Source organism: Thioclava sp. DLFJ5-1 (assembly GCF_002020115.1).
Classification (GTDB): domain Bacteria; phylum Pseudomonadota; class Alphaproteobacteria; order Rhodobacterales; family Rhodobacteraceae; genus Thioclava; species Thioclava sediminum.
The window spans coordinates 477,604-498,193 of sequence record NZ_MPZU01000001.1; the positions used below are offsets into that span (position 1 = coordinate 477,604).

Annotated in this window: 21 protein-coding genes and 1 tRNA gene; 8 read left to right on the forward strand and 14 right to left on the reverse strand. The window is 65.3% G+C overall.

Going from position 1 to position 20,590, the window contains the following annotated elements; translation table 11 throughout:
- Positions 1-6: 6 nt before the first annotated feature.
- The 4 genes from BMI86_RS02315 to BMI86_RS02330 form a co-directional block, all read right to left on the reverse strand.
- On the reverse strand, positions 7-834 hold the full coding sequence (locus BMI86_RS02315; protein ID WP_078539585.1) for an aldo/keto reductase: 828 nt from the start codon (positions 832-834) through the stop codon (positions 7-9).
- 131 nt (positions 835-965) lie between these two features.
- Entirely contained in the window at positions 966-2,510 is a 1,545-nt protein-coding gene (gene betC, locus BMI86_RS02320; protein ID WP_078539586.1) for a choline-sulfatase, read from the reverse strand.
- 105 nt (positions 2,511-2,615) lie between these two features.
- The gene (locus BMI86_RS02325; protein ID WP_281480091.1) at positions 2,616-4,937 is read right to left on the reverse strand and encodes a Hint domain-containing protein; all 2,322 of its coding nucleotides are present in this window, start codon (positions 4,935-4,937) and stop codon (positions 2,616-2,618) included.
- Between the two features lie 269 nt (positions 4,938-5,206).
- Positions 5,207-5,283 (reverse strand) — tRNA-Ile (locus BMI86_RS02330).
- Between the two features lie 135 nt (positions 5,284-5,418).
- On the opposite strand from BMI86_RS02330, the gene purM reads away from it, so the two are divergent.
- The 4 genes from purM to rnd all read left to right on the forward strand — a co-directional run bounded on the left by purM (position 5,419) and on the right by rnd (position 9,167).
- The gene (gene purM, locus BMI86_RS02335) at positions 5,419-6,465 is read left to right on the forward strand and encodes a phosphoribosylformylglycinamidine cyclo-ligase (RefSeq protein WP_078539587.1); all 1,047 of its coding nucleotides are present in this window, start codon (positions 5,419-5,421) and stop codon (positions 6,463-6,465) included.
- The gene (gene purN / locus BMI86_RS02340; protein ID WP_078539588.1) at positions 6,462-7,049 is read left to right on the forward strand and encodes a phosphoribosylglycinamide formyltransferase; all 588 of its coding nucleotides are present in this window, start codon (positions 6,462-6,464) and stop codon (positions 7,047-7,049) included. The genes purM and purN overlap by 4 nt, the downstream gene beginning before the upstream one ends.
- A gap of 80 nt (positions 7,050-7,129) precedes the next feature.
- Positions 7,130-7,882 carry a heparan-alpha-glucosaminide N-acetyltransferase gene (locus BMI86_RS02345; RefSeq protein WP_078539589.1) on the forward strand — a complete coding sequence of 251 codons (753 nt, stop codon included), beginning with the start codon at positions 7,130-7,132 and terminating at the stop codon, positions 7,880-7,882.
- 121 nt (positions 7,883-8,003) lie between these two features.
- Positions 8,004-9,167 carry a ribonuclease D gene (rnd, locus tag BMI86_RS02350; protein ID WP_078519496.1) on the forward strand — a complete coding sequence of 388 codons (1,164 nt, stop codon included), beginning with the start codon at positions 8,004-8,006 and terminating at the stop codon, positions 9,165-9,167.
- 232 nt (positions 9,168-9,399) lie between these two features.
- Here rnd and BMI86_RS02355 read toward each other — a convergent pair whose 3' ends face one another.
- Positions 9,400-9,897, reverse strand: coding sequence for a hypothetical protein (locus tag BMI86_RS02355; RefSeq protein ID WP_078519497.1), 498 nt, complete (start codon positions 9,895-9,897; stop codon positions 9,400-9,402).
- Positions 9,898-10,035: 138 nt separating this feature from the next.
- Between BMI86_RS02355 and BMI86_RS02360 the strand changes: the two genes are divergently transcribed.
- Complete coding sequence (locus BMI86_RS02360; protein WP_078539590.1) at positions 10,036-10,464, forward strand: SufE family protein; 429 nt, start codon at positions 10,036-10,038, stop codon at positions 10,462-10,464.
- A gap of 247 nt (positions 10,465-10,711) precedes the next feature.
- Here BMI86_RS02360 and BMI86_RS02365 read toward each other — a convergent pair whose 3' ends face one another.
- The 4 genes from BMI86_RS02365 to BMI86_RS02380 all read right to left on the reverse strand — a co-directional run bounded on the left by BMI86_RS02365 (position 10,712) and on the right by BMI86_RS02380 (position 14,968).
- Positions 10,712-12,145 (reverse strand): NAD(P)(+) transhydrogenase (Re/Si-specific) subunit beta, encoded by a 1,434-nt coding sequence (locus tag BMI86_RS02365; protein ID WP_078539591.1) that lies wholly within the window; start codon positions 12,143-12,145, stop codon positions 10,712-10,714.
- A gap of 15 nt (positions 12,146-12,160) precedes the next feature.
- Positions 12,161-13,735 (reverse strand): Re/Si-specific NAD(P)(+) transhydrogenase subunit alpha, encoded by a 1,575-nt coding sequence (locus BMI86_RS02370; RefSeq protein ID WP_078539592.1) that lies wholly within the window; start codon positions 13,733-13,735, stop codon positions 12,161-12,163.
- Between the two features lie 287 nt (positions 13,736-14,022).
- On the reverse strand, positions 14,023-14,469 hold the full coding sequence (locus BMI86_RS02375) for an isoprenylcysteine carboxylmethyltransferase family protein (RefSeq protein ID WP_246831610.1): 447 nt from the start codon (positions 14,467-14,469) through the stop codon (positions 14,023-14,025).
- A 10-nt stretch (positions 14,470-14,479) separates the two neighbouring features.
- The gene (locus BMI86_RS02380) at positions 14,480-14,968 is read right to left on the reverse strand and encodes a hypothetical protein (protein ID WP_078539593.1); all 489 of its coding nucleotides are present in this window, start codon (positions 14,966-14,968) and stop codon (positions 14,480-14,482) included.
- Between the two features lie 135 nt (positions 14,969-15,103).
- Here BMI86_RS02380 and moaA point away from each other — a divergent pair, with 135 nt between their 5' ends.
- From moaA to BMI86_RS02395, 3 genes are all read left to right on the forward strand, one after another.
- Complete coding sequence (gene moaA / locus BMI86_RS02385) at positions 15,104-16,111, forward strand: GTP 3',8-cyclase MoaA (RefSeq protein WP_078539594.1); 1,008 nt, start codon at positions 15,104-15,106, stop codon at positions 16,109-16,111.
- Positions 16,108-16,563 carry a hypothetical protein gene (locus tag BMI86_RS02390; protein WP_078539595.1) on the forward strand — a complete coding sequence of 152 codons (456 nt, stop codon included), beginning with the start codon at positions 16,108-16,110 and terminating at the stop codon, positions 16,561-16,563. The genes moaA and BMI86_RS02390 overlap by 4 nt, the downstream gene beginning before the upstream one ends.
- A 64-nt stretch (positions 16,564-16,627) precedes the next feature.
- Positions 16,628-17,035, forward strand: a complete 408-nt coding sequence (locus BMI86_RS02395; RefSeq protein WP_078539596.1) for a universal stress protein — start codon at positions 16,628-16,630, stop codon at positions 17,033-17,035.
- A 32-nt stretch (positions 17,036-17,067) separates the two neighbouring features.
- Here the strand turns inward: BMI86_RS02395 and BMI86_RS02400 are convergent, their stop codons facing one another.
- From BMI86_RS02400 to BMI86_RS02420, 5 genes are read right to left on the reverse strand one after another with little or no spacing between them, the layout of a single operon-like run.
- Positions 17,068-18,240 carry a M20 aminoacylase family protein gene (locus tag BMI86_RS02400; RefSeq protein ID WP_078539597.1) on the reverse strand — a complete coding sequence of 391 codons (1,173 nt, stop codon included), beginning with the start codon at positions 18,238-18,240 and terminating at the stop codon, positions 17,068-17,070.
- A gap of 57 nt (positions 18,241-18,297) precedes the next feature.
- On the reverse strand, positions 18,298-19,140 hold the full coding sequence (locus BMI86_RS02405) for an energy transducer TonB (RefSeq protein WP_078539598.1): 843 nt from the start codon (positions 19,138-19,140) through the stop codon (positions 18,298-18,300).
- Positions 19,137-19,550 carry a biopolymer transporter ExbD gene (locus tag BMI86_RS02410; RefSeq protein WP_078539599.1) on the reverse strand — a complete coding sequence of 138 codons (414 nt, stop codon included), beginning with the start codon at positions 19,548-19,550 and terminating at the stop codon, positions 19,137-19,139. Before BMI86_RS02410 ends, BMI86_RS02405 begins: the two co-directional genes overlap by 4 nt.
- Positions 19,547-19,930 (reverse strand): biopolymer transporter ExbD, encoded by a 384-nt coding sequence (locus tag BMI86_RS02415; protein ID WP_078539600.1) that lies wholly within the window; start codon positions 19,928-19,930, stop codon positions 19,547-19,549. The genes BMI86_RS02410 and BMI86_RS02415 overlap by 4 nt, the downstream gene beginning before the upstream one ends.
- Positions 19,931-19,940: 10 nt before the next feature.
- The gene (locus BMI86_RS02420) at positions 19,941-20,588 is read right to left on the reverse strand and encodes a MotA/TolQ/ExbB proton channel family protein (protein ID WP_246831611.1); all 648 of its coding nucleotides are present in this window, start codon (positions 20,586-20,588) and stop codon (positions 19,941-19,943) included.
- Positions 20,589-20,590: the final 2 nt, after the last annotated feature.

The following is a 20,590-nucleotide window of genomic DNA, read 5'->3' on the forward strand; positions in this document are numbered from 1 at the left end:
GCCCTCTCAGAAATCGGCGGTGGCGGGGTCCGGCCCGATCCGGCCTTCCGCGCTGTCGATATCCTTGATCTGCGCCATCTCATCCTCGGTCAACTCGAAATCGAACACGTCGATATTCTCGCGCATCCGCTCGTGATTAGCGGATTTCGGGATCGTCACGCAACCTAGCTGAATCTGCCAGCGAAGGGTGACCTGCGCCGCCGACTTGCCATAGCGCGCCGCGATTTCGGTCAGGATCGGGTTCGCGAGCGCCTCGCCCTGCCCCAGCGGCGACCAGCATTCGGTGGTGATGCCGAGCTTTTCATGCACCTCGCGCTGCGCGGCCTGCTGGAAGCGCGGATGCAGCTCGATCTGGTTGATCGCGGGCGCCTCGCCGGTCTCCTCGATCAGCCGCTCGAGATGGTCGGGCAGGAAGTTCGACACGCCGATCGCGCGGATGCGGCCCGCGTCGCGCAGCTCGATCAGCGCTTTCCACGTCTCGACATATTTGTCTTTGGCGGGCATCGGCCAGTGGATCAGGTAGAGGTCGAGATAGTCGAAGCCCAGCTTGCCCATCGTCTCGTCGAAGGCGCGCTTGGTTTCGTCATAGCCCTGCCGGTCGTTCCAGAGCTTCGAGGTCACGAAGATGTCTTCGCGCGCCACGCCGCTTTGCGCGATGCCGCGGCCCACGCCCGCCTCGTTGCCGTAAGCGGCGGCGGTGTCGATATGGCGATAGCCCGCGTCGAGAGCGTTTTGGATGATGGCGGGCGCATCGGCATCGTCCATCTTCCAGACGCCGAGGCCCAGCTGCGGGATTTTGATGCCGTCATTGAGGGTGAGGGTCGGAACGCTCATGGTCGATCTCCTGTCTGCCTGTTGGGTTGGACAACAGCTTAGGGCGGCGCGGCGTTCCGGAAAGGCGCTCACGGGGTAGTGAAAGGCGCCAGGGATTGGCCCGGGGCTGGCACGCCCCGGGCCGTGCGCCCTTACTCCCCGCGCGGGAAACGTTTGTTTTCTTCCAGCACGTTAAGGTCCATGTGATTGCGCATATAGGCCTCGGAAGCTTTCTTGAGCGGCTGGTAATCCCACGGATACTGGCCGCCCTGGCTGAGCGCCTCGTAGACGACCCAGCGGCGCGCCTGACTGGCCCGGACCTCCGCGTCGAAACGATCCAGATCCCAGCGCGCGGCGGCTTCGGCCTTCAGCGCGGCATAGGCCTCGGCATGGGCGGGATCGCCTGCGAGGTTGGTCAACTCATGCGGGTCCGCCTCAACGTCGAAGAGCTGATCGGGATCGAGATTGCACAGGTTCAGCTTGTAGCGCCCTTTGCGCAGGCTCACGAGCGGCGCGTAAGACGCCTCGGCGGCATATTCCATCGCCACCGCCTCTTTACGGGGCTCGCGCTTGGCTTGCGGCAGCAGCGAATGCCCGTCGAGCCATGGCGCGATCTCGTCCAGCGAGATTCCCGCCAGATCACACAGCGTCGGCGTGACGTCGATCGTCGAGACCGGATCAGAGACCAGCCCCGGCTCCAGCCCCGGCGCCGAGATCATCAGCGGCACGCGGGACGAGCCCTCGTAGAAGCTCATCTTGAACCACAGCCCCCGTGCGCCCAGCATGTCGCCGTGATCGGAGACGAAGAGGATCGTGGCCTCCTGCCGGGTGTCTTCGAGCACCTGCAGCAGCTCGCCGATCTTGTCGTCGAGATAGGAGAGGTTCGCGAAATAGGCGCGGCGCGAGCGACGGATATCCTCGGTCGTGATATTGAACTCGCGCCAGTCATTGGCGTCGAAAATCCGCTTCGAGTGGTTGTCCTGCTCCTCGTAAGGGATCGTGCCAACCTCGGGTTCGAGATGGTCGCAATCCTCGTAGAGGTCCCAGTATTTCTTGCGCGCGACGTAGGGGTCGTGGGGATGGGTAAAGCTGACGGTCAGCATCCACGGGCGCGCATCGTTGCCCCGCGCCAGATCGTAGAGCTTCATCTTGGCTTCATGAGCGACGTTGTCGTCATATTCCATCTGGTTGGAAATCTCGGCCACCCCTGCCCCGGTCACCGAGCCCATGTTGTGATACCACCAATCGATCCGCTCGCCGGGCTTGCGGTAATCCGGGGTCCAGCCGAAATCGGCGGGGTAGATATCGGTGGTCAGTCGCTCTTCGAAGCCGTGAAGCTGATCGGGGCCCACGAAATGCATCTTGCCCGAGAGGCAGGTCTGGTAACCCGCGCGGCGCAGGTGGTGGGCATAGGTCGGAATGTCAGAGCGGAACTCGGCTGCGTTGTCATAGACGCCCGTGGTCGAGGGAAGCTGGCCCGACATGAAGGCCGCACGCCCCGGTGCGCATAAGGGCGAGCCGGTATAGGCGTTCTCGAACCGTACGGAACGCTCGGCCAGCTTGCGCACGTTGGGCGTGTGCAGCCACTCCGCCGGACCATCGGGAAAGAGCGTCCCGTTGAGCTGGTCGACCATCAGGATCAGGATATTCGGGCGCGGCTTGCTGTCGTCCTTGGGGGAGGTTTCGAGGTCAGGCATTGCAGCGCGCTCCTTTTATTGATCCACGGGTCAATAACCCCTGTAGCGATCCGGAGCGGGGGAACGCAAGGGCAAGCAGGTCACGCGGAAGTGGCTCGGGCCGCATCAGGCGGCCGCGATGATCCGGGCTTCGTGGCGTTTCAGGCTGGGCCGCGCGGCGAGGTAGCTTTCGACTTTGCCGTCCAGTTCGGGGAACAGCGCGAGCAATTCGGCCCGTTGCGCCTGATCCATATCGTTCATCGTCGCCTGCCCCGGCTGGAAGCTCTCGGTCCAAAGCCCGTCGGAGAAAACGATCTCGTGATTGTCGAACATCACGTGGATATAGGTGACCGCCTCGGCCTCTTCGTCGATCTCGATCCCGGGCAGTCCGACAAGATGGCGCGCTGCGGCCAGCACCTCCGGCTCGCCCGCGATCAGCTGCGCACGCGGCCCGGTCAGCAGGATGCGGTGCTGCGGCGAGACGCGCATCTCGCGCTCGGGCTGGTTCGCGCCCAGCGCGCCCGGTGCGATCTTGATGGAGCGGAATTCCGGCTTCGCCAGCAGTTCCGCCGCGCTGAGCGCACGGGTGCCAATCCAGCGGATGGGCTGAAAGCCGCTGTCGCGGGTCAGGATGCGATCTCCGACCTGCAGGCTTTCGACCGCGCGGGCGCCGCTATGTGTTGCGATCAAGGTGCCCGGCGTGAAGCAGGGAATGACCTTTTCGATATTCGAGAAGTTGACCGTGCCGACGACCGCGCCATTGCCGTCATAGAAATCGATCGTGCCGTTTTCCGGGTTCGCCGCGTCGCGATGGACGGCGACATTGTCCCAGCCCCAGTCGCTGAGGTCGATGATATCGAAATCGTCGCCCGTCTCCGAGCCGTCGATCGTGTCGCCAGGGACGAGGTCGATGAACCTATCGGCATCCGCGCCACCGACGAGAGTGTCACCGCCGCCGCCCGAGAGCGTGTCATTGCCCGCCCCGCCATAGAGCTGATCACTGCCGGCGCCGCCTTGCAGAACGTCGTTCCCGTCGCCGCCGAACAGCGTGTCGTTGCCGGTGCCGCCAACGAGGCTGTCATTGCCTGCGTCGCCATAGAGCGAGTCATTGCCCGACCCGCCCAGCACGGTGTCATTGCCCGTGCCGCCGTAGAGGATGTCATCCGCGCCCGCGCCGTCGATATAGTCGTCGCCGCCATTGCCGTAGAAGACGTTGGTGTAGCCATCCGTCGGGTCCGAGGAGGCGCCGTCGAAGCCGATCAGCGTGTCGTTGCCCGCCGAGCCGTAAATCCCGTCGACGCCGCTGAGCGTATCGCCCGTCGCATCGCCGCCCGTGGCCGTGCCCGCGCCGAGGTTGATGTTCACCGCGCTCGCGGAGTCGGAATAGTCGACATAGTCCATCCCGGTTCCGCCCGAGAGGATATCGCCGCCCGCACCGCCATGCAGCGTGTCATTGCCTGTGCCGCCATCGAGCGTATCGGTCCCCGCCCCGCCATCGAGCGAGTCGTTGCCCGCACCGCCGATCAGCCGGTCATTCCCGAGACCGCCGATCAGCGTGTCGTTACCGATGCCGCCATCGAGCCAGTCATTATCCGCGCCGCCATCGAGGGAATCGTTGCCATCGTTCCCGGTGAGCGTGTCGTTTCCGCTGCCGCCGAGGAGCGTGTCATTGCCGGTTCCGCCGATCAGCGAGTCGTTGCCCGACCCGCCATCGATCGAATCGTCGCCCGTGCCGCCATCGACCGTGTCGTTGCCGAGCCCGGCCAGCACGGTGTCGTTGCCACCATAGGCGCGGATGTAGTCGTCATTGCCGCTGCTGCCCGCGAGCCCCGCATCGTTATTGTCCACGCGGTCGGAGCCATTCGCGATCGGCTCGACGTAGTTCACGTCGATCCGGTCCGCGCTATCGGTGCCGTCGACATAGCCGTCGTCGAAGCCGGTGACGTAGCGATCCTGCGCAAGATTGGTGTTTTGATAGCTCACCGCTGAGCCGATGATCATCGACTGGATCGGTTTGGCCTCATAGGCCGCCGTGGTTGCATTATTCGACAGTTCCGGCGCGAGGAACACTTCGCCCGTCGTGGTCTGCACGAGGACCGATTGCACATTCGCCGTGGTGCCGTCGGTGTAGGTGATCGTCGTGTTGTAGACCACCAGACCGTCATAGGTGAAATCGCGCACGCCCTGACCGTCCCCGATATCGGTCCGGATCGTGTCGTTGGACGTGTTGTTATTGGTGTCGAGAACGCCACTCGAGCCGCCATTGTCGATCAGCGTTGCTTCGGTGATGTGGCTGAACAGCGGATCGGTGGAGGACCCGGCGGAGGCGTTCTGGAGAAGGTTGTAATTCTCCATGCTCGAATTTCCCTCTTGGGAATCCAAGTAGTAGATATTGCCGTTCGCGTCCTCGGCGACGCCGAGATATATCCAGTTGAACGTCGTGGCCATGTCGCCGCTGCTTTACCTTGTTTCTGCCGGACAGGCCCGCGAGGGACCGGTCTCCGACTTTCGAAGACTGTGCAAAAATATCGGGGCCTATGACGTGGCTGCTCGATTTTTATAGTTACTGATACTCTAACAAGGCCCTCATTTGGCGCGGGTTCGTGATCGTCTCACGGCGCAAATTGGGCGAAATGGGGGCTTTCCGGGCGAGGCGACACGCATAGGGAGAGTCGTGGCAACACGGCCACGAAGCCGCGGAAATTTCGGCGGAAAACTGGTAGGCCCGGCAGGACTTGAACCCGCAACCAAGGCGTTATGAGCGCCCTGCTCTAACCAATTGAGCTACAGGCCCACCATTGCGTATTCCTCTAGTCAGGCCGCACGCGCGCGTCAAGAAAGCGCGCGCACCCATCCCCTTCGACGTTGCGGGGCGCGTGCGGTTACGCTAGGGCTTCGGCCAAGAGTTTACTTGCCGGAGTGCGCCGCGATGACCGAGAAAAAACAGGGCCTCACCTATGCCGATGCGGGCGTCGATATCGACGCGGGCAATGCTTTGGTGGACCGGATCAAACCCGCAGCCAAGCGCACGCAGCGCTCGGGCACGATGTCGGGTCTGGGCGGCTTCGGCGCGCTGTTCGATCTGAAGGCGGCCGGCTACAACGATCCGATCCTCGTCGGCGCGACCGATGGTGTGGGCACCAAGCTGCGCATCGCGATCGACACCGGCAATGTCGACACGATCGGCATCGACCTCGTGGCGATGTGCGTGAACGATCTGGTCTGCCAAGGTGCGGAGCCGCTGTTTTTCCTCGATTATTTCGCGACCGGCAAGCTCGAGCTCGATCAGGCCGCGCGCATCATCGAGGGCATCGCGGAAGGCTGTGCGCAATCGGGCTGCGCGCTGATCGGCGGCGAGACGGCGGAAATGCCGGGCATGTATTCCAAGGGCGATTTCGACCTCGCGGGCTTCGCGGTCGGCGCGATGGAGCGGGGCACCGACCTGCCCGCAGGCGTGGCCGAGGGCGACGTGCTTCTGGGCCTCGGCTCGAACGGCGTGCATTCCAACGGCTATTCCTTCGTGCGCAAGGTGGTCGAGATGTCCGGCCTCGGCTGGGACGCGGACTGCCCCTTCGATGAGGGCTCGGTGGGCGAGGCGCTGCTGGCGCCCACCCGGCTTTACGTCAGACAATGCCTGGCCGCGGTGCGCGCAGGCGGCGTTCATGCGCTGGCCCATATCACCGGCGGCGGCCTGACCGAGAACCTGCCCCGCGTTCTGCCCGAGGGCTTGGGCGCGACGATCGACCTCGACGCGTGGGAACTGCCCGGCGTGTTCCGCTGGCTGGCCGAGACCGCTTCGATGGAAGAGCGCGAACTGCTGAAAACCTTCAATTGCGGCATCGGCATGATCGTCGTCGTCGCGGCGGACAAGGCCGACGAGATCGCCACCCTGCTCGCAGGCGAAGGCGAAACCGTCACCCGCATCGGCACCGTCACGGCCAATGAGGGCATCGCCTACGAGGGCGCGCTGCTGTGATCCGTGTCGCGATCCTGATCTCGGGCGGCGGCTCGAACATGGTCCGACTGGTCGAGAGCATGGCAGAGGACCACCCTGCCCGCCCGGTGCTGGTCGCATCGAACGACGCACGGGCGTCGGGGCTGGAGAAGGCCGCGCGCATGGGCGTGCCCACCGCCGCCATCGACCACCGACCCTATGGCAAGGATCGTGCCGCCTTCGAGGCCGAGCTGCTGAAACCGATCCTCGCCGCGAAGCCCGATGTGCTATGCCTCGCGGGCTTCATGCGGGTGCTGACGCCGGAATTCGTGGCGCAGTTCGAGGGCCGGATGCTCAATATCCACCCCTCGCTCTTGCCGAAATATCCCGGGCTGCACACCCATAAGCGCGCAATCGAGGCGGGCGATGCGGTGGCGGGCTGCACGGTGCATGAGGTGACGCCGGTGCTCGATGACGGGCCGATCCTCGGTCAGGCGCGCGTTCCAATCGAGCCGGGCGACACGCCCGACGATCTGGCGGCCCGCGTACTGGTGCAGGAACATCGCCTCTATCCGGCGGTGCTGCGCCGGTTCGCCGAGGGCGACCGCACGCCCGTTTTTCTGTAAGCGTCTTTCTGTAAGCACGCTCACGCCGAAATGCGCCGCATCCGCTTGCGAGCGGCCGTCGCTTCGCGCATGACTGACGCATGGACACGACCCCGGATACGGCCCCGCGCGGGCGCATGATCGCCCCCGACCTGATCCGGGCCGTGGCGCTGATCGGCATGGCGATCTTCCACCTGACCTACGATCTCGAGAATTTCGGCTTCCTGCCGCGCGGCACGGTCTTCCATCCGGCCTTTCTCGATTTCGCCCGCGTGGTTGCGAGCACCTTCATCTTCATGGCCGGCGCCAGCCTCGTGCTCGCCCATCGCCACGGCTTCCGCGCCGCCCCGTTCTGGAAGCGGATCGGCAAGGTGGTGGTCGCGGCGGCACTGGTGAGTGCGGCGACCTATGTGATGATGCCGGAATACTTCATCTATTACGGCATCCTGCATTCCATCGCCGTCAGTTCGCTGATCGGTGCCGCACTTCTGTTCCTGCCGTGGATCTTGCTGGCAGCACTCGGCGTGATCGCGGTCTGGGTGCATCTGAACTACGCCTTCGAGATCTTCAATCACCCGTGGCTCTGGTGGCTCGGACTGTCGACGAAGTGGCGCCCCTCGATGGATTTCGAGCCGGTCTTCCCGTGGATCGGACCGTTCCTGATCGGCATGGGCGCGGCGAAACTGCTCGACCGTCTGGGCTATTGGAAACGCGCCGCGCGCTACCAGCCGGATCAGACACGCGGTGTGATGAAAGTCGCGCTGTTCGCGGGCCGCCACACCCTCCCGATCTACCTGATCCACCAGCCCATCCTCTATGGGCTGACCTGGGCCGCGTTCCTCCTGCAGCACTGAAACTGGCGCTTCTGCCACGCAAACCGGGCCGTAACACGCGCCGCCCTTCCCTTTTGCCCCATGAAGGTCTAGGGAATTTGCACCTGCGCGGGATGAGCCCGCACCGAATTGAAAGCGCGATATGCAGACCATCACCACGACCGAGGCCCTCGCGGCCTTCTGCGAAAAGGCCAAGCAAGAGCCCTACGTCACCGTCGACACCGAATTCCTGCGCGAGCGGACCTACTGGTCCAAGCTGTGCCTCGTGCAGATGGCGCTCCCCAATCATGGCGAGACCGAAGGCGAGGCCGTTCTGGTCGACCCGCTGTCCGACGATCTCTCGCTCGAGCCGCTCTACGATCTTTACCGCCACAAGGAGACCGTGAAGGTCTTCCACGCAGCGCGGCAGGATCTGGAAATTTTCTACACCGACGCGCAGGTCTTCCCCGATCCGCTGTTCGACACGCAGATCGCCGCGATGGTGTGTGGCTTCGGCGAGCAGGTGGGCTACGAGACGCTGGTGCGCAAGATCGCCAAGCAGTCGCTCGACAAATCCTCGCGCTTCACCGACTGGTCGCGCCGTCCGCTGACCGAGGCACAGAAGAAATACGCCATCGCCGATGTGACCCATCTGCGCGTGATCTACGAATTCCTCGACGAACAGCTGAAGAAAACCGGCCGCGACGCCTGGGTCGAAGAGGAAGAGGCGGTTCTGCTGAACCCCGAGACCTACATCAACCGCCCCGAAGAGGCGTGGAAGCGCGTGAAGACGCGGACCAATTCGGGCCGTTTCCTCGCCATCGTGCGCGAGCTGGCACAGTTCCGCGAAGGTTACGCGCAGAACCGCAACATCCCGCGGAGCCGGATCTTCAAGGATGACGCGCTGCTGGAGCTGGCCTCGACGAAGCCCTCTTCGATCGAAGAGCTGGGCAAGTCGCGACTGCTGCTGCGCGAGGCCCGCAAGGGCGAGATCGCAGAGGGCATCCTGACGGCGGTGCGCGAAGGGCTTGAGATGCCCAACGAGAAGCTGCCCCGCCCCGATAATCAGGCCCAGCAATTGCAGGTCGACACCGCGCTCGGCGATCTGCTGCGGGTACTTCTGAAGGCGAAATCGCAGCAGGCAGGCGTCGCCGCGAAGCTGATCGCGACTTCGTCCGATCTGGATCGCATCGCCGCCGGCAAGCGCGACGTGGCCGCCCTGCAGGGCTGGCGCGCGGAGGTCTTCGGCACTGACGCACTGCGTCTGGCCAAGGGCGAAGTGGCGCTGACCGCCGATAGCGGCGCGGTGAAGCTGATCGACGTGTGAGGATACCAGAGGGCTGCGCCTGACCGCCGGGTCGGCGCCCCCTTCTTTGGTGGTCTTCGCTTTATCCCTGAAAGTTTCGGACGCGTTCAGTGCGCGCGCTGACACCCCACAAGCGCCCGCCCGAGGGGGCGGTCGGGCGCTGCCCGGGCCGCTGTCGCGGCTGATCCGGGCAAGACGACAAGAAAAAGGCCCGGGTCGCCCCGAGCCTCATCTCAATCAACTGAAGTGACGATCAGCGCGCGACGGACCGCGCGTTGGAAACGCCCTGCACCACGATCTTGCGCACGCCCTGCAGCTTGTAAGTGCTCAGGAACGCAGCCGCCGAAACCTCGCGCGACTGCGGGGTCATCACCCGGCGCGCATCGGGGCTGTCGGCGGGCGGCGGCGAAACCATGAAGACATAGGTCACCGTGCCGTTCTCATCCGGCGCACCGCCATTCAGCGGAACCAGATCGGTATCCCAATAGCCTTGCGTCGGCGGCAGGCCCATCGCGGTGATGATCGCGCCCGAGGGGATCTTCTCGACCGAGAGCGAGGAAACCTGCGACACCTGCTGCTGGTTCGGCTTGCCGACCTTCACGGGGTAGCCGCCGCGCGGCGCGAGTGTTTCCACCGGTGCAGCCGTGTCGCGCCCGAACCAGTTGAACGGGTTGAGCTTGCTGTCACGGATTGTGCCGCAGCCTGCGGTGGTGAGCGTCAGGGCAAGTGCCGCGATCAGGGCTTTGTTCATGATGGCTCCGATACTGTCCCGGGTCTGGACCCGGATTTGTGGTAGCCCATTGTAGCGCTTTTGAAAAGCCGCGTCTGGACCCTCGGGCGCGAACCCGTTACCCAATAGGCAATTCCCTGTCCGTAGGAGCGAGTAACCATGGCGCGCGAAGCCTTTGAAGAGATTGCCGAGACCTTCGAATTTCTCGACGATTGGGAGGACCGCTACCGTCACGTGATCGAGCTGGGCCGCGAATTGCCGCCCCTGGACGATGCGGTAAAGGTGCCTGCGACCAAGGTGGAGGGCTGTGCGAGCCAGGTCTGGCTGCTGCCCCGGATCGAGGGCGAGGGCCCGCAGGCGACCTTCGACTTTCAGGGCGAGAGCGACGCGATGATCGTGCAGGGCCTGATCGCGATCCTGCATGCGCTTTACTCCGGCCTGACGGTTGAAGACGTCCTGAAGGTGGACGCGCCCACCGAGCTGGGCCGTCTGGGCCTGAACGACCACCTGTCGGCGCAGCGCTCGAACGGGTTGCGCGCGATGGTGGAACGGATTCGCAAGCTGGCCGGTGAGGCTGCGGGGGCGTAAGGCCCCAGGTTTTCTACTTCACGACAGAGGGACGCGCCCGAGCCTCGGGTGGGCGCGTTGCAACGGATGTGGCTGGGCGGTTTATCTCGCAAGCCCGAACAACTTCCATGCCCGCGCCGACATCGCCAACGCGCCCTCCCGGGGGGAGGGTCGGGCGCGGCCCGGGGCTAGTCGCCCCGAGCCAGTCATCCCAAACGAAAACGGCCGGTCCCTCGACCGGCCGTTTCCAATTTCCCTGCCCTGCAGATCAGTCGATCAGCGGCAGCAGCTGGTTCACCGAGTCCTTGGCGTCGCCATAGAACATCCGGGTGTTCTCTTTGTAGAACAGCGGGTTCTCGATGCCCGAATAACCGGTGCCCTGACCGCGCTTCGAGACGAAGACCTGCTTGGCCCTCCAGACTTCCAGAACCGGCATGCCCGCGATCGGCGAGTTCGGATCTTCCTGTGCGGCGGGGTTCACGATGTCATTCGAGCCGATGACAATCACCACGTCGGTATCCGGGAAGTCCTCGTTGATCTCGTCCATTTCCAGAACGATATCGTAAGGCACTTTCGCCTCGGCCAAGAGCACGTTCATGTGGCCCGGCAGACGACCCGCGACCGGGTGGATCGCGAAGCGGACTTCCTTGCCCTGAGAGCGCAGCTTGCGGGTCAGTTCCGACACGGCCTGCTGAGCCTGTGCCACTGCCATGCCGTAGCCCGGCACGATGATCACGCTATCTGCGTCGCGCAGAGCGGAGGCCACGCCGTCGGCGTCGATCGCGATCTGCTCGCCCTCGACTTCCATCGCGGGACCGGAGGTACCGCCGAAGCCGCCGAGGATAACGCTGATGAACGAGCGGTTCATCGCCTTACACATGATGTAGGACAGGATCGCACCCGAGGAGCCGACCAGCGCGCCGACCACGATCAGAAGATCGTTGCCCAGCGAGAAGCCGATCGCCGCCGCGGCCCAGCCCGAATAGGAGTTCAGCATCGACACCACGACCGGCATATCGGCGCCGCCGATACCCATGATCAGGTGGTAACCGATGAAGAAGGCCAGAAGCGTCATCGCGATGAGCGCCCAAGCGCCCGCCCCGTTGATGAACAGGATCAGCAGGATCACCGAGAGAATAGCGGCGCCTGCGTTGAGCATATGCCCGCCCGGCAGCTTGGTGGCCTTCGAGGTCACCTTGCCCGCGAGCTTGCCGAAGGCCACGACCGACCCGGTGAAGGTCACCGCCCCGATGAACACGCCGAGGAACAGCTCGACGCGCAGGATCGACAGCTCGACCGGCGTCTTATGCGCGATCAGAGCGGCAAAGCCCTTCAGCGCGTGCTGTTCTTCCATGCCCATCGCGCCGACGCGCGCCATCTCGATATAGGCGTTGTAGCCCACGAAGACGGCGGCCAAACCGACCAGCGAGTGCATCGCGGCCACAAGCTGCGGCATTTCCGTCATCTGCACCCGGTTCGCGACGAACCAGCCGATGATGCCGCCGGCCGCGATCAGGATGACCGAGAGAAGCCACAGGCCCGAGCCGGGGCCGATCAGCGTCGCCAGAACCGCAAGGCCCATGCCGACGATGCCATACCACACGGCCCGTTTCGCGCTTTCCTGCCCCGAAAGGCCGCCCAGCGAGAGGATGAAGAGAACTGCCGCGACGACATAGGCGGCGGTCGAGAATCCGTTTTCCATTACGCTCTCCCCCTCTTACGACTTCTGGAACATGGCGAGCATGCGCCGGGTGACCATGAAGCCACCGAAGATGTTGATCCCGGCCATGAACACCGACAGCGCAGCGAGCAGGATCACGAGCCACGAGCCCGATCCGATCTGCAACAGCGCGCCGAGGATGATGATCGACGAGATCGCGTTGGTCACAGCCATCAGCGGCGTGTGCAGCGAGTGCGAGACGTTCCAGATCACCTGGAAGCCCACGAAACAGCTGAGCACGAAGACGATGAAGTGCTGCATGAAGCTGGCCGGTGCCACGAGGCCCACGCCCAGAAGCACGATCGCGCCCACGGCGAGCAGCGTCACTTGGTTGCGGGTCTGCTTCTTGAACTCGGCCACCTCGGCGGCGCGTTTCTCCTCCGGCGTCAGCTCCTTGGCCTTTTCCTTCGGCTTCTGCGCCGCGATCGCGGCCACCTTGGGTTTCGGCGGCGGGAAGGTGATCTCGCCCTGATAGGCCACGGTCGCGCCGCGGATCACGTCGTCTTCCATGTCATGGACGACGACACCGTCCTTCTCGGGCGTCAGGTCCGTCATCATGTGACGAATGTTGGTCGAGTAGAGCGAGGAGCTCTGCGTCGCCATGCGGCTCGGGAAATCGGTGTAGCCGACGATGGTCACGCCATTGTCGCTCACGATCTTCTGGTCCGGCACGGTCAGTTCGCAGTTGCCGCCACGCTCGGCGGCGAGGTCCACGATCACGGAACCGGGCTTCATCGCCTCGACCATGTCCTTGGTCCAGAGCACCGGGGCGTCGCGGCCCGGGATCAGCGCGGTGGTGATGACGATGTCGATATCGGGCGCCAGTTCGCGGAATTTCGCAAGCTGGGCTTCGCGGAACTCCGGCGAGGACGGCGCAGCATAGCCACCCGTCTCCGCGCCGTCTTTCGCGGCCTCCTCGAAGTCGAGATAGACGAACTCGGCGCCCATCGACTCGATCTGTTCGGCCACTTCGGGACGCACGTCGAAGGCGTAGGTGATCGCACCCAGCGAGGTCGAGGCACCGATCGCGGCAAGACCGGCCACACCGGCACCAACCACGAGCACTTTCGCCGGCGGAACCTTGCCCGCCGCCGTCACCTGACCCGTGAAGAAACGGCCAAAGTTGTTGCCTGCCTCGAGCACCGCACGGTAGCCCGCGATATTGGCCATCGACGACAGCGCATCCATCTTCTGCGCGCGCGAAATCCGCGGGACCATGTCCATCGCGATCACGTTCGCGCCGGTCTTCTCGGCGGCTTTCAGAAGCTCTTCGTTCTGGGCCGGGTAGAAGAACGAGATCAGGGTCTGGCCGGGCTTGAGGCGTTTGACCTCTGTATCGCTCGGCGGCCGAACCTTGATGACGAAATCCACCTCTTTGAACAGCGCGGCGGCGGTCTTGATGACGGTTACATTCGCGGCCTCGTAAGCCTCGTCTGTGAAGCCGGCACGGACGCCTGCCCCGGTCTCGATGAAGCACTCATGGCCCAGCTTTTGCAGCTGCAAAGCCGAGTCGGGCGTCATGGCGACCCGCGCCTCGCCCTCGAAAATCTCCTTTGGAGCTCCGATTTTCACTCTAACTCCCCCTTGGATAGCGGTGCGTTTAGCCGATGGCCTGCGCACCCGGAATCTTGCGTCGTACTCCTTAGCATCGCGCAATAATGTTTCACAAGCACCGATGGGCCGTAAAACCTTGTTAATCGTTCACGGCGCGCCTCACCGGTTCGTGTATACCATTGAATACCGAGCTTTTGGATGATTTATGGTTTATTATCAGAGCGTTAGGTCGTCCATTTTGCGCTGCGACCCGATTGCACCGTCACCAGCTTTTTTGACGGGCGCAGCACTTTGCCGCGGCCCGATCAGAGCCAGCGGCGGGTCCGGGCGCGGTAGGCGGTGTAAGCGTCGCCGAAATGCGCGGCGATCCGCGCTTCCTCGCCGAGAATGTAGCGCTGCGTGATGAACCACATGAAGACCGGCACCAGCAGAAGCCCCAAAGGCGCGTGCCAGATCAGCGCCAGCCCCGCCAGTACCAGCGCATCGCCGAGATAGATCGGGTTGCGCGACAGCGCGAAGACCCCGGAGGTCACGAGGTCGGACGGGTCACGGCGCGGAATGAAGGTGGTGCGGTGAAGCAGCATCTGCCCCACCGCGACCAGCATAAGCGCGAGTCCCAGCGCGATCGCGATCATCCCGAGCGCGCGATCATAGCGAAACGGCATCGGAACGACCTGCCCCAGCGCCCAGACCAGCGCCGCGAAGAGCACCAGCCAGAGCGGCGGAATGTCGATCTCGCGCAGAGGGTTCATCGCGCGCCACTCAAAGCTTGTAAACGGTAAGTTCGGGCAGATCGGTCAGCGGCACCTCGAGCAGACGCAGCGCGGGCAGCGACACTTCCGAGCCCGAGCCAGCCGCCTTGCCCGACGGGATCAGCGTGACCTTCGCGGATTTGCCGGTCTTCGGGTCTTCGATCCGGCCGGGGGTTTCGCTTTTGACCAGCCCGGTCTTCACCCAGAAGCCCGGATCGGCCGGATCGCCAAGGCTCGCGATGGTGGTGCCAAGCTTGGTCTCGCCGCCCACGGGCTTCTTCGCCGCCTCTGCGCGCTGTTCTGCGGTCGTGGTATCAAGGGAGTCGGCGGTTTTCGCACTCGGCTTCGGGATCGGAGCCGCGACCGGAGTGGCGGCGTCGGGGGCTGCGGTGGTCGCCGAGCCCGCGGCGTTCGGACCCTTCAGCCCAAGCGTGGCGCAGCCCGCCATCGGCATCATCAGCGTGAGCGCCAAGATCGGGCGGGAGAGGGGTTTGCGCATTCGAAATCTCCTTAAAATTTAGTCGAGCCTATGCGCAGTCCGAGGCGACTGCCACCCCCCGCTCTGCGCCCTGCCCGCACGTGATCCACGCGACGACCCTTGCCGCCCCGCCCGCCGCGCCTTACTTTCCGAACCATGGATAACACGCCCCTCATCGACCCCTTCGCCCGCCCTATCGACTACTTGCGGGTGTCGGTCACCGACCGCTGCGATTTTCGCTGCACCTATTGCATGGCCGAACACATGCAGTTCCTGCCGAAAAAAGAACTGCTGACGCTCGAAGAACTGGACCGGCTCTGCTCGACCTTCATCCGCCTCGGCGTGAAGAAGCTGCGCATCACCGGGGGCGAGCCGCTGGTGCGGCGTGACATCATGACCTTCTTCCGCTCGATCTCGCGGCATCTGGAGACCGGCGATCTGCGCGAGCTGACGCTGACCACCAACGGCTCGCAGCTTGCGAAATTCGCCGATGATCTCGCGGCACTGGGCATGAAGCGGATCAATGTCTCGCTCGACACGCTCGACGCCGACAAATTCGCGAAGATCACGCGCTGGGGGCGGCTCGAACAGGTGCTCAAAGGTCTGGAGGCGGCGAAACGCGCGGGCCTCAAGGTCAAGATCAACACCGTCGCGCTGAAGGGCTTCAACGAGGACGAGCTGTTCACCCTGATCGACTGGTGCGCGGCGGAAGGCTTCGATCTGACCTTCATCGAAGTGATGCCGATGGGCGAGATGGGCGACGACCTGCGGCTCGATCAATACTGGCCGCTCTCGGATGTGCGCCGCGCGATGGCCGAGCGGTTCACCCTGACCGATCTGGCGGAATCGACGGGGGGCCCCGCGCGCTACGTGCGGCTTGAGGAAAGCGGTCAAAAGATCGGCTTCATCACGCCGCTCACGCATAATTTCTGCGAGAACTGCAACCGCGTGCGGGTGACCTGCACGGGCGAGCTGTTCATGTGTCTGGGCCAGGAGGACAACGCCGATCTGCGCGCGCCCCTGCGGGCCAACGAGGACGATGCCGCCCTGGAAGCCGCGATCCGCGAGGCGATCTCGCGCAAGCCCAAGGGCCATGATTTCGACTATTCGCGCCAGACCGTCTCGGGCCAGATGTCGCGCCACATGAGCCATACCGGCGGATGAAACCTTCCGCGCGTGCGTCGCGCGCGCTCGGCGCGGGTCTGATCGGCGCAGCGCTCGTGGCGCTCACGCTCTGGGCGCATCTGATGCTCGGCAATTTCGACACGCTCGCAGGGCTTGGCTATGCCGAGCGTGCGCGAACGGTCACGGGGCTGAGCCTCGCCTTCGATGTCGCAAAGGCCAGCGCCGTTCTGATCCTGCCGCTCGCACTTCTCGCCGCGATTTCCGGGCCGTGGCCGCTGCGGGCCCTGCTCGCGGCGTTATTCGCCCTTGGCTGGTATTGGGTGGCCGAGCGCGTCGCTGGCGGCTTCGCCTCCGCCACGGGCGGCGGGTGGCTGCCCGGCGAGGCCTTCGCCTCCCTGATCTATCGCCCCGGTCTGACGCCCGCGCTTTGGGGCGGCGCGGTTCTCGTCTTCCTTGGCGTCATCTGGCGTCTTTGCCGCCGTCCGGGGTGACTCAAATCAATGCGCAGGGCCAGACCGTCTGGCAGGCTCCCGACAAAGAAAGGGAGCCAAACCAATGTATTCCAACATTCTCGTGCCCGTCGCCTTTGACGAAGATCACAACCCCGATGCCGCGCTCAATGTCGCGCGGGCGCTGGCAGGCGACGGGGCGCGCATCACCTTGCTGCATGTGATGGAAGACGTCCCCGCCTATGCGATCAACTACATGCCCGAGGGCTATGCGGAGGAATTGCGCAAGACGTTGGAGCACGACCTCGCCACGCGCGCGGCGGAGTTCGACGCGGGCGCCTGGGCGATTGTCGAAGGTCAGCCCGGCCATGAAATCCTGAACTACGCCGAACATATCGGGGCCGATTGCATCGTGATCGCGTCGCACCGTCCGGGCTTTGGCGATTACCTGATCGGCTCGACCGCCTCGCGCGTCGTGCGCCATGCGAAATGCGCGGTCATGGTGATGCGCTGAGACCAGCGCGGGCTATGGTCATGCACTGAGGCTCACCCTGCTGGCAAGCGCGCCTCGATCATGCCGACGAACCAGCTTGCGCCCGCAGGCAGGATCGCGTCGTTGAAATCGTATTCCGCGTGATGAAGCGGCGCGCTGGGGCCATTGCCGATGAAGCCATAGGCCCCGGGGCGCACCTCCAGCATATAGGCGAAATCCTCCGCCCCCATCATCGGGTCGACGCTGCGATCGCAGGTGCCTGCCACGGCCTCGGCCACCTGCGCTGCGACCTCGGCCGCCGCCGCATCGTTGCGGGTGACGGGATAGCCGCGCCGGTAGTCGACCTCCGCCGTCGCCTCATGTGTCGCGGCCACCCCCTGCGCAATTTCGCGCAGGCGGCGCTCGGCCAGATCGCGGGTCTCGGCGCTCATCGTGCGCACGGTCCCGCCAAGGCTCACCGAATTGCCGATCACATTGAGCGCTTTCGAATCGGTCTCCAGCGTCGTGACCGACAGCACGATCTCCTCCAGCGGATCGGTCGCGCGGGATACGATGCTTTGCAGCGCGAGGATCAGATGCGCGGAGATCGGCACCGGGTCGATCACTTCCTGCGGTTTCGCCGCATGGCCGCCCTTGCCGGTCACCACGATGTCGAAGAAATCCGCCGCCGCCATCATCGCGTCAGGCCGGATGCCGAAACTGCCCGGCTCCATCCCCGGCATGTTGTGCAGCGCATAGACCTCCTCGATGCCGAAACGCTCCATCAGACCGTCCTCGATCATCGCCTTGGCCCCGGCCCCACCCTCTTCGGCGGGCTGGAAAATCATCACGGCACGACCCGTAAAGGCACGCGTCTCGCAAAGGTATTTCGCCGCCGCGAGCAGGGTGGACGTGTGCCCGTCATGGCCGCAGGCATGCATCTTGCCCTCGACCTCGGAGGCGTGTTCCGCGCCGGTTTTCTCGCGGATCGGCAGCGCATCCATATCGGCGCGCAGACCGACACAGCGCAGCCCGCCCTGGCGCGCGACTTGCCCTTCGATCACGCCAACGACACCCGTGCGCCCGATCCCCTCGACCACCTCATCGCAGCCGAATTCACGCAGCAGCTCGGCCACGCGGCCGGAGGTGCGCGGCAGATCGTAAAGCAGTTCGGGATTGCGGTGAAAATCGTGCCGCCATGCGGTGGCTTCCGCGTGCATCTCGGCAAAACGGTTCTTGATCGGCATGCTCGCTCCTTGGTTGGCGCTACCCTGCCTTGCGGCGCGCACGGGTGCAAGCCGCGCTCAGCGGAAGGCCATCGGCAAGGAGTAGCTGTAGCTGGGTTTGCCCAAGCCTTGCGGCGCTGCGGGGAAGCGACTCGCCCGGCGCACGGCGTCGAGCGCCGCCCGGTCGAGATCCGCATGCCCCGAGCTTTGCGCGACCGACACACCGAGGAGCCGCCCGTCGCGCGCCACGGTCACGATCACGCCGACAACGCCCCGGCGCGCTCCCGCAGGCATGCGTTGATGGCGCGCGACACGGGCACGGATCTGGCCGCCCCAGCTGTCGATCAGCGCGTTGATCTGCCCCGCTGAAAGCGTCGCCGCCGGAGCCGCGCGCCGGTCGCCCGCCGCCCCTTTGTCGCCCTGCCCCTTCGCCTGCTGCTTCGGTTGGGCGGGGGCGGGCTGCGAGGCCTGTTTCTTCGCGGGTGCTTTGGGTTTCGGCTTCGCTGGTTTCGGTACAGGCGGCGTGGGCTTGGCTTCGGGCCGCGGCATGTCGGGCGGCGCGGGCTCGGCCTGTTCGGGCAGCGCCGCATCGGGCGCAGGTGGCGCGGTCAGCGTCGGGGCAGTCGCGGTTCGCGGCGCGGGATCGGATGGCGCGGCCGGGGTTTCAGGCGCTTCGGGCGCGGTTGGAGCCTCAGGCTGCGTCGCCGCGACCTCCGTCTCGACCTCAGGCGGGCGCTCCCACTCGGCCACCCGCGCGGCCATGGACGGCGAAGACGGCGCAAGCGAGACGAGCGCCTCGCCCCCGTCACCTGCCGATTGCGCACCGCCCGCAGACGCGGGCTCCCAGACCATCAGCACGCCCGCATGGACCGCCAAAGCCGCGCCAAGCGCGCCCACGAAAGCCAACCCGCGCAGCGTCATTTGCCCCGCACCACGAGTTTGAGATCGGTGAAACCGAGACCCGCCAGCTGCGGCATCAACTTCGCCAGCGCGTCGCCGGGAAGCTTCCCATCCGCCCGCAGGGTCAGGCTGTCGGCGCAATCGCCGCAGTCCGCGCGCGCATCCTGCGCAGCCGCCCCCAGCGCCGCAATCGCCGCATCGCCGCGTGCCTCGCCATAGGCAATCTCGCCCTTGGAATTCGCAAACAGGACCAGCGCGCCGGGATCGGTCTTGCCCTCGCCCGCTGCCTCGGGCGGGGTGACCTCGAAAGGCGTCGGCTGGGCCAGCGTCGCAGCCAGCAGGAAGAAGATCAGCAGCAGGAAGACCACGTTGATCATCGGCAAAAGCGGCTCCGGCAGGCTGCGCCGCGGCGGATCGGTGAAAAGCCTCATGGCACCAGCACCAGATTGCTCAGCCCCGCGCCGCGCAACGCCTCAATCACCTGCGTCAGCGCGCTCAGATCGCCCTCTTTCGGACGCAGCACGACCGGATCTGAAGGCTGATCCATCAGCGGCTGCAGCGCGCCTGCCAGATCGGAGAGCGCGACCGTCTGCCCGTTCAGGCTGACCATGCCGCCTTCGCCCACATCGACCAGACGCGGCGGCCCGGACCAGTCCGCGCCAGACGTGCCGCCGCCCAAGGTCAGGTCCAGCGTGCGCTCCACCCCGAAGCGCGAGGCGAGCATGAAGAACACCAGAAGCAGGAAGACCACGTCGATCATCGGCGTCAGCGCCGGGCGGCGGCGGGGGCGCGGTTGACCGAAGGCGAACATCGCGCGCGCCTCACTCGGCGGCGGCGCGGGGCCGCTCGGTGAGCGTGGCGGGCGCACGGGCGAAGATGCGGGTCGCGGCGTCTTCCATGTCGTGGCGCAGGCGGTCCACCACCGCGTCGAACCCCGACAGCGCGATCTGCGCCGGGATCGCCACAGCCATGCCCGCCGCCGTCGTCAGAAGCGCCTCCCAGATACCGCCTGCAAGCGTCGCCGGATCGGCCTGAACGCCCGCCTCCTGCAACGCGCGGAAGGCCGCGATCATGCCCGCGACCGTGCCCAGAAGCCCGAGAAGCGGGCCGATCACCACGGCCAGTTCCAGCGCCCGCAGACCCGAGCGTGCGCGTGCCAGCAGATCGCGCGCGACGCGGCCCGTTTCGGCCTCCGCCCCGGCCCGATTGAGCTGCGGATCGCGCAGGCTCGCCATCGCGGCGCGGGCCAGCTGCGCGCGCAACGACCGCCGCCCGGCCAGAGCCGCCTCGGCCCCGTCGGGATCGCCTGCCGCCCAAGCCGCGATCGCCGCCTGGCTATGCGCCCCGCCCGACCACGCGCCAGCGGCCAGCAAATCCCAGATTTTCCAGATGATCACCGCGAGCGAGATCACGGACAGCGCCGCGATCGCCCACATCGCCGGACCTCCGAGCACGAGCGTATCGAACATGC

What these genes read in the sequence shown, in the direction of transcription:
- purM (WP_078539587.1), top strand. Translation starts at nt 5,419, where the DNA reads ATGACCGAGAAAAAACAGGGCCTCACCTATGCCGATGCGGGCGTCGAT.
- BMI86_RS02395 (WP_078539596.1), top strand. Translation starts at nt 16,628, where the DNA reads ATGTATTCCAACATTCTCGTGCCCGTCGCCTTTGACGAAGATCACAAC.
- BMI86_RS02355 (WP_078519497.1), bottom strand. Translation starts at nt 9,897, where the DNA reads ATGAACAAAGCCCTGATCGCGGCACTTGCCCTGACGCTCACCACCGCA.
- BMI86_RS02325 (WP_281480091.1), bottom strand. Translation starts at nt 4,937, where the DNA reads ATGGCCACGACGTTCAACTGGATATATCTCGGCGTCGCCGAGGACGCG.
- BMI86_RS02360 (WP_078539590.1), top strand. Translation starts at nt 10,036, where the DNA reads ATGGCGCGCGAAGCCTTTGAAGAGATTGCCGAGACCTTCGAATTTCTC.
- BMI86_RS02400 (WP_078539597.1), bottom strand. Translation starts at nt 18,240, where the DNA reads ATGCCGATCAAGAACCGTTTTGCCGAGATGCACGCGGAAGCCACCGCA.
- BMI86_RS02375 (WP_246831610.1), bottom strand. Translation starts at nt 14,469, where the DNA reads ATGAACCCTCTGCGCGAGATCGACATTCCGCCGCTCTGGCTGGTGCTC.
- rnd (WP_078519496.1), top strand. Translation starts at nt 8,004, where the DNA reads ATGCAGACCATCACCACGACCGAGGCCCTCGCGGCCTTCTGCGAAAAG.
- BMI86_RS02420 (WP_246831611.1), bottom strand. Translation starts at nt 20,588, where the DNA reads ATGTTCGATACGCTCGTGCTCGGAGGTCCGGCGATGTGGGCGATCGCG.
- BMI86_RS02405 (WP_078539598.1), bottom strand. Translation starts at nt 19,140, where the DNA reads ATGACGCTGCGCGGGTTGGCTTTCGTGGGCGCGCTTGGCGCGGCTTTG.
- BMI86_RS02365 (WP_078539591.1), bottom strand. Translation starts at nt 12,145, where the DNA reads ATGGAAAACGGATTCTCGACCGCCGCCTATGTCGTCGCGGCAGTTCTC.
- BMI86_RS02380 (WP_078539593.1), bottom strand. Translation starts at nt 14,968, where the DNA reads ATGCGCAAACCCCTCTCCCGCCCGATCTTGGCGCTCACGCTGATGATG.
- BMI86_RS02415 (WP_078539600.1), bottom strand. Translation starts at nt 19,930, where the DNA reads ATGTTCGCCTTCGGTCAACCGCGCCCCCGCCGCCGCCCGGCGCTGACG.
- BMI86_RS02315 (WP_078539585.1), bottom strand. Translation starts at nt 834, where the DNA reads ATGAGCGTTCCGACCCTCACCCTCAATGACGGCATCAAAATCCCGCAG.
- BMI86_RS02390 (WP_078539595.1), top strand. Translation starts at nt 16,108, where the DNA reads ATGAAACCTTCCGCGCGTGCGTCGCGCGCGCTCGGCGCGGGTCTGATC.
- moaA (WP_078539594.1), top strand. Translation starts at nt 15,104, where the DNA reads ATGGATAACACGCCCCTCATCGACCCCTTCGCCCGCCCTATCGACTAC.
- BMI86_RS02345 (WP_078539589.1), top strand. Translation starts at nt 7,130, where the DNA reads ATGGACACGACCCCGGATACGGCCCCGCGCGGGCGCATGATCGCCCCC.
- betC (WP_078539586.1), bottom strand. Translation starts at nt 2,510, where the DNA reads ATGCCTGACCTCGAAACCTCCCCCAAGGACGACAGCAAGCCGCGCCCG.
- BMI86_RS02410 (WP_078539599.1), bottom strand. Translation starts at nt 19,550, where the DNA reads ATGAGGCTTTTCACCGATCCGCCGCGGCGCAGCCTGCCGGAGCCGCTT.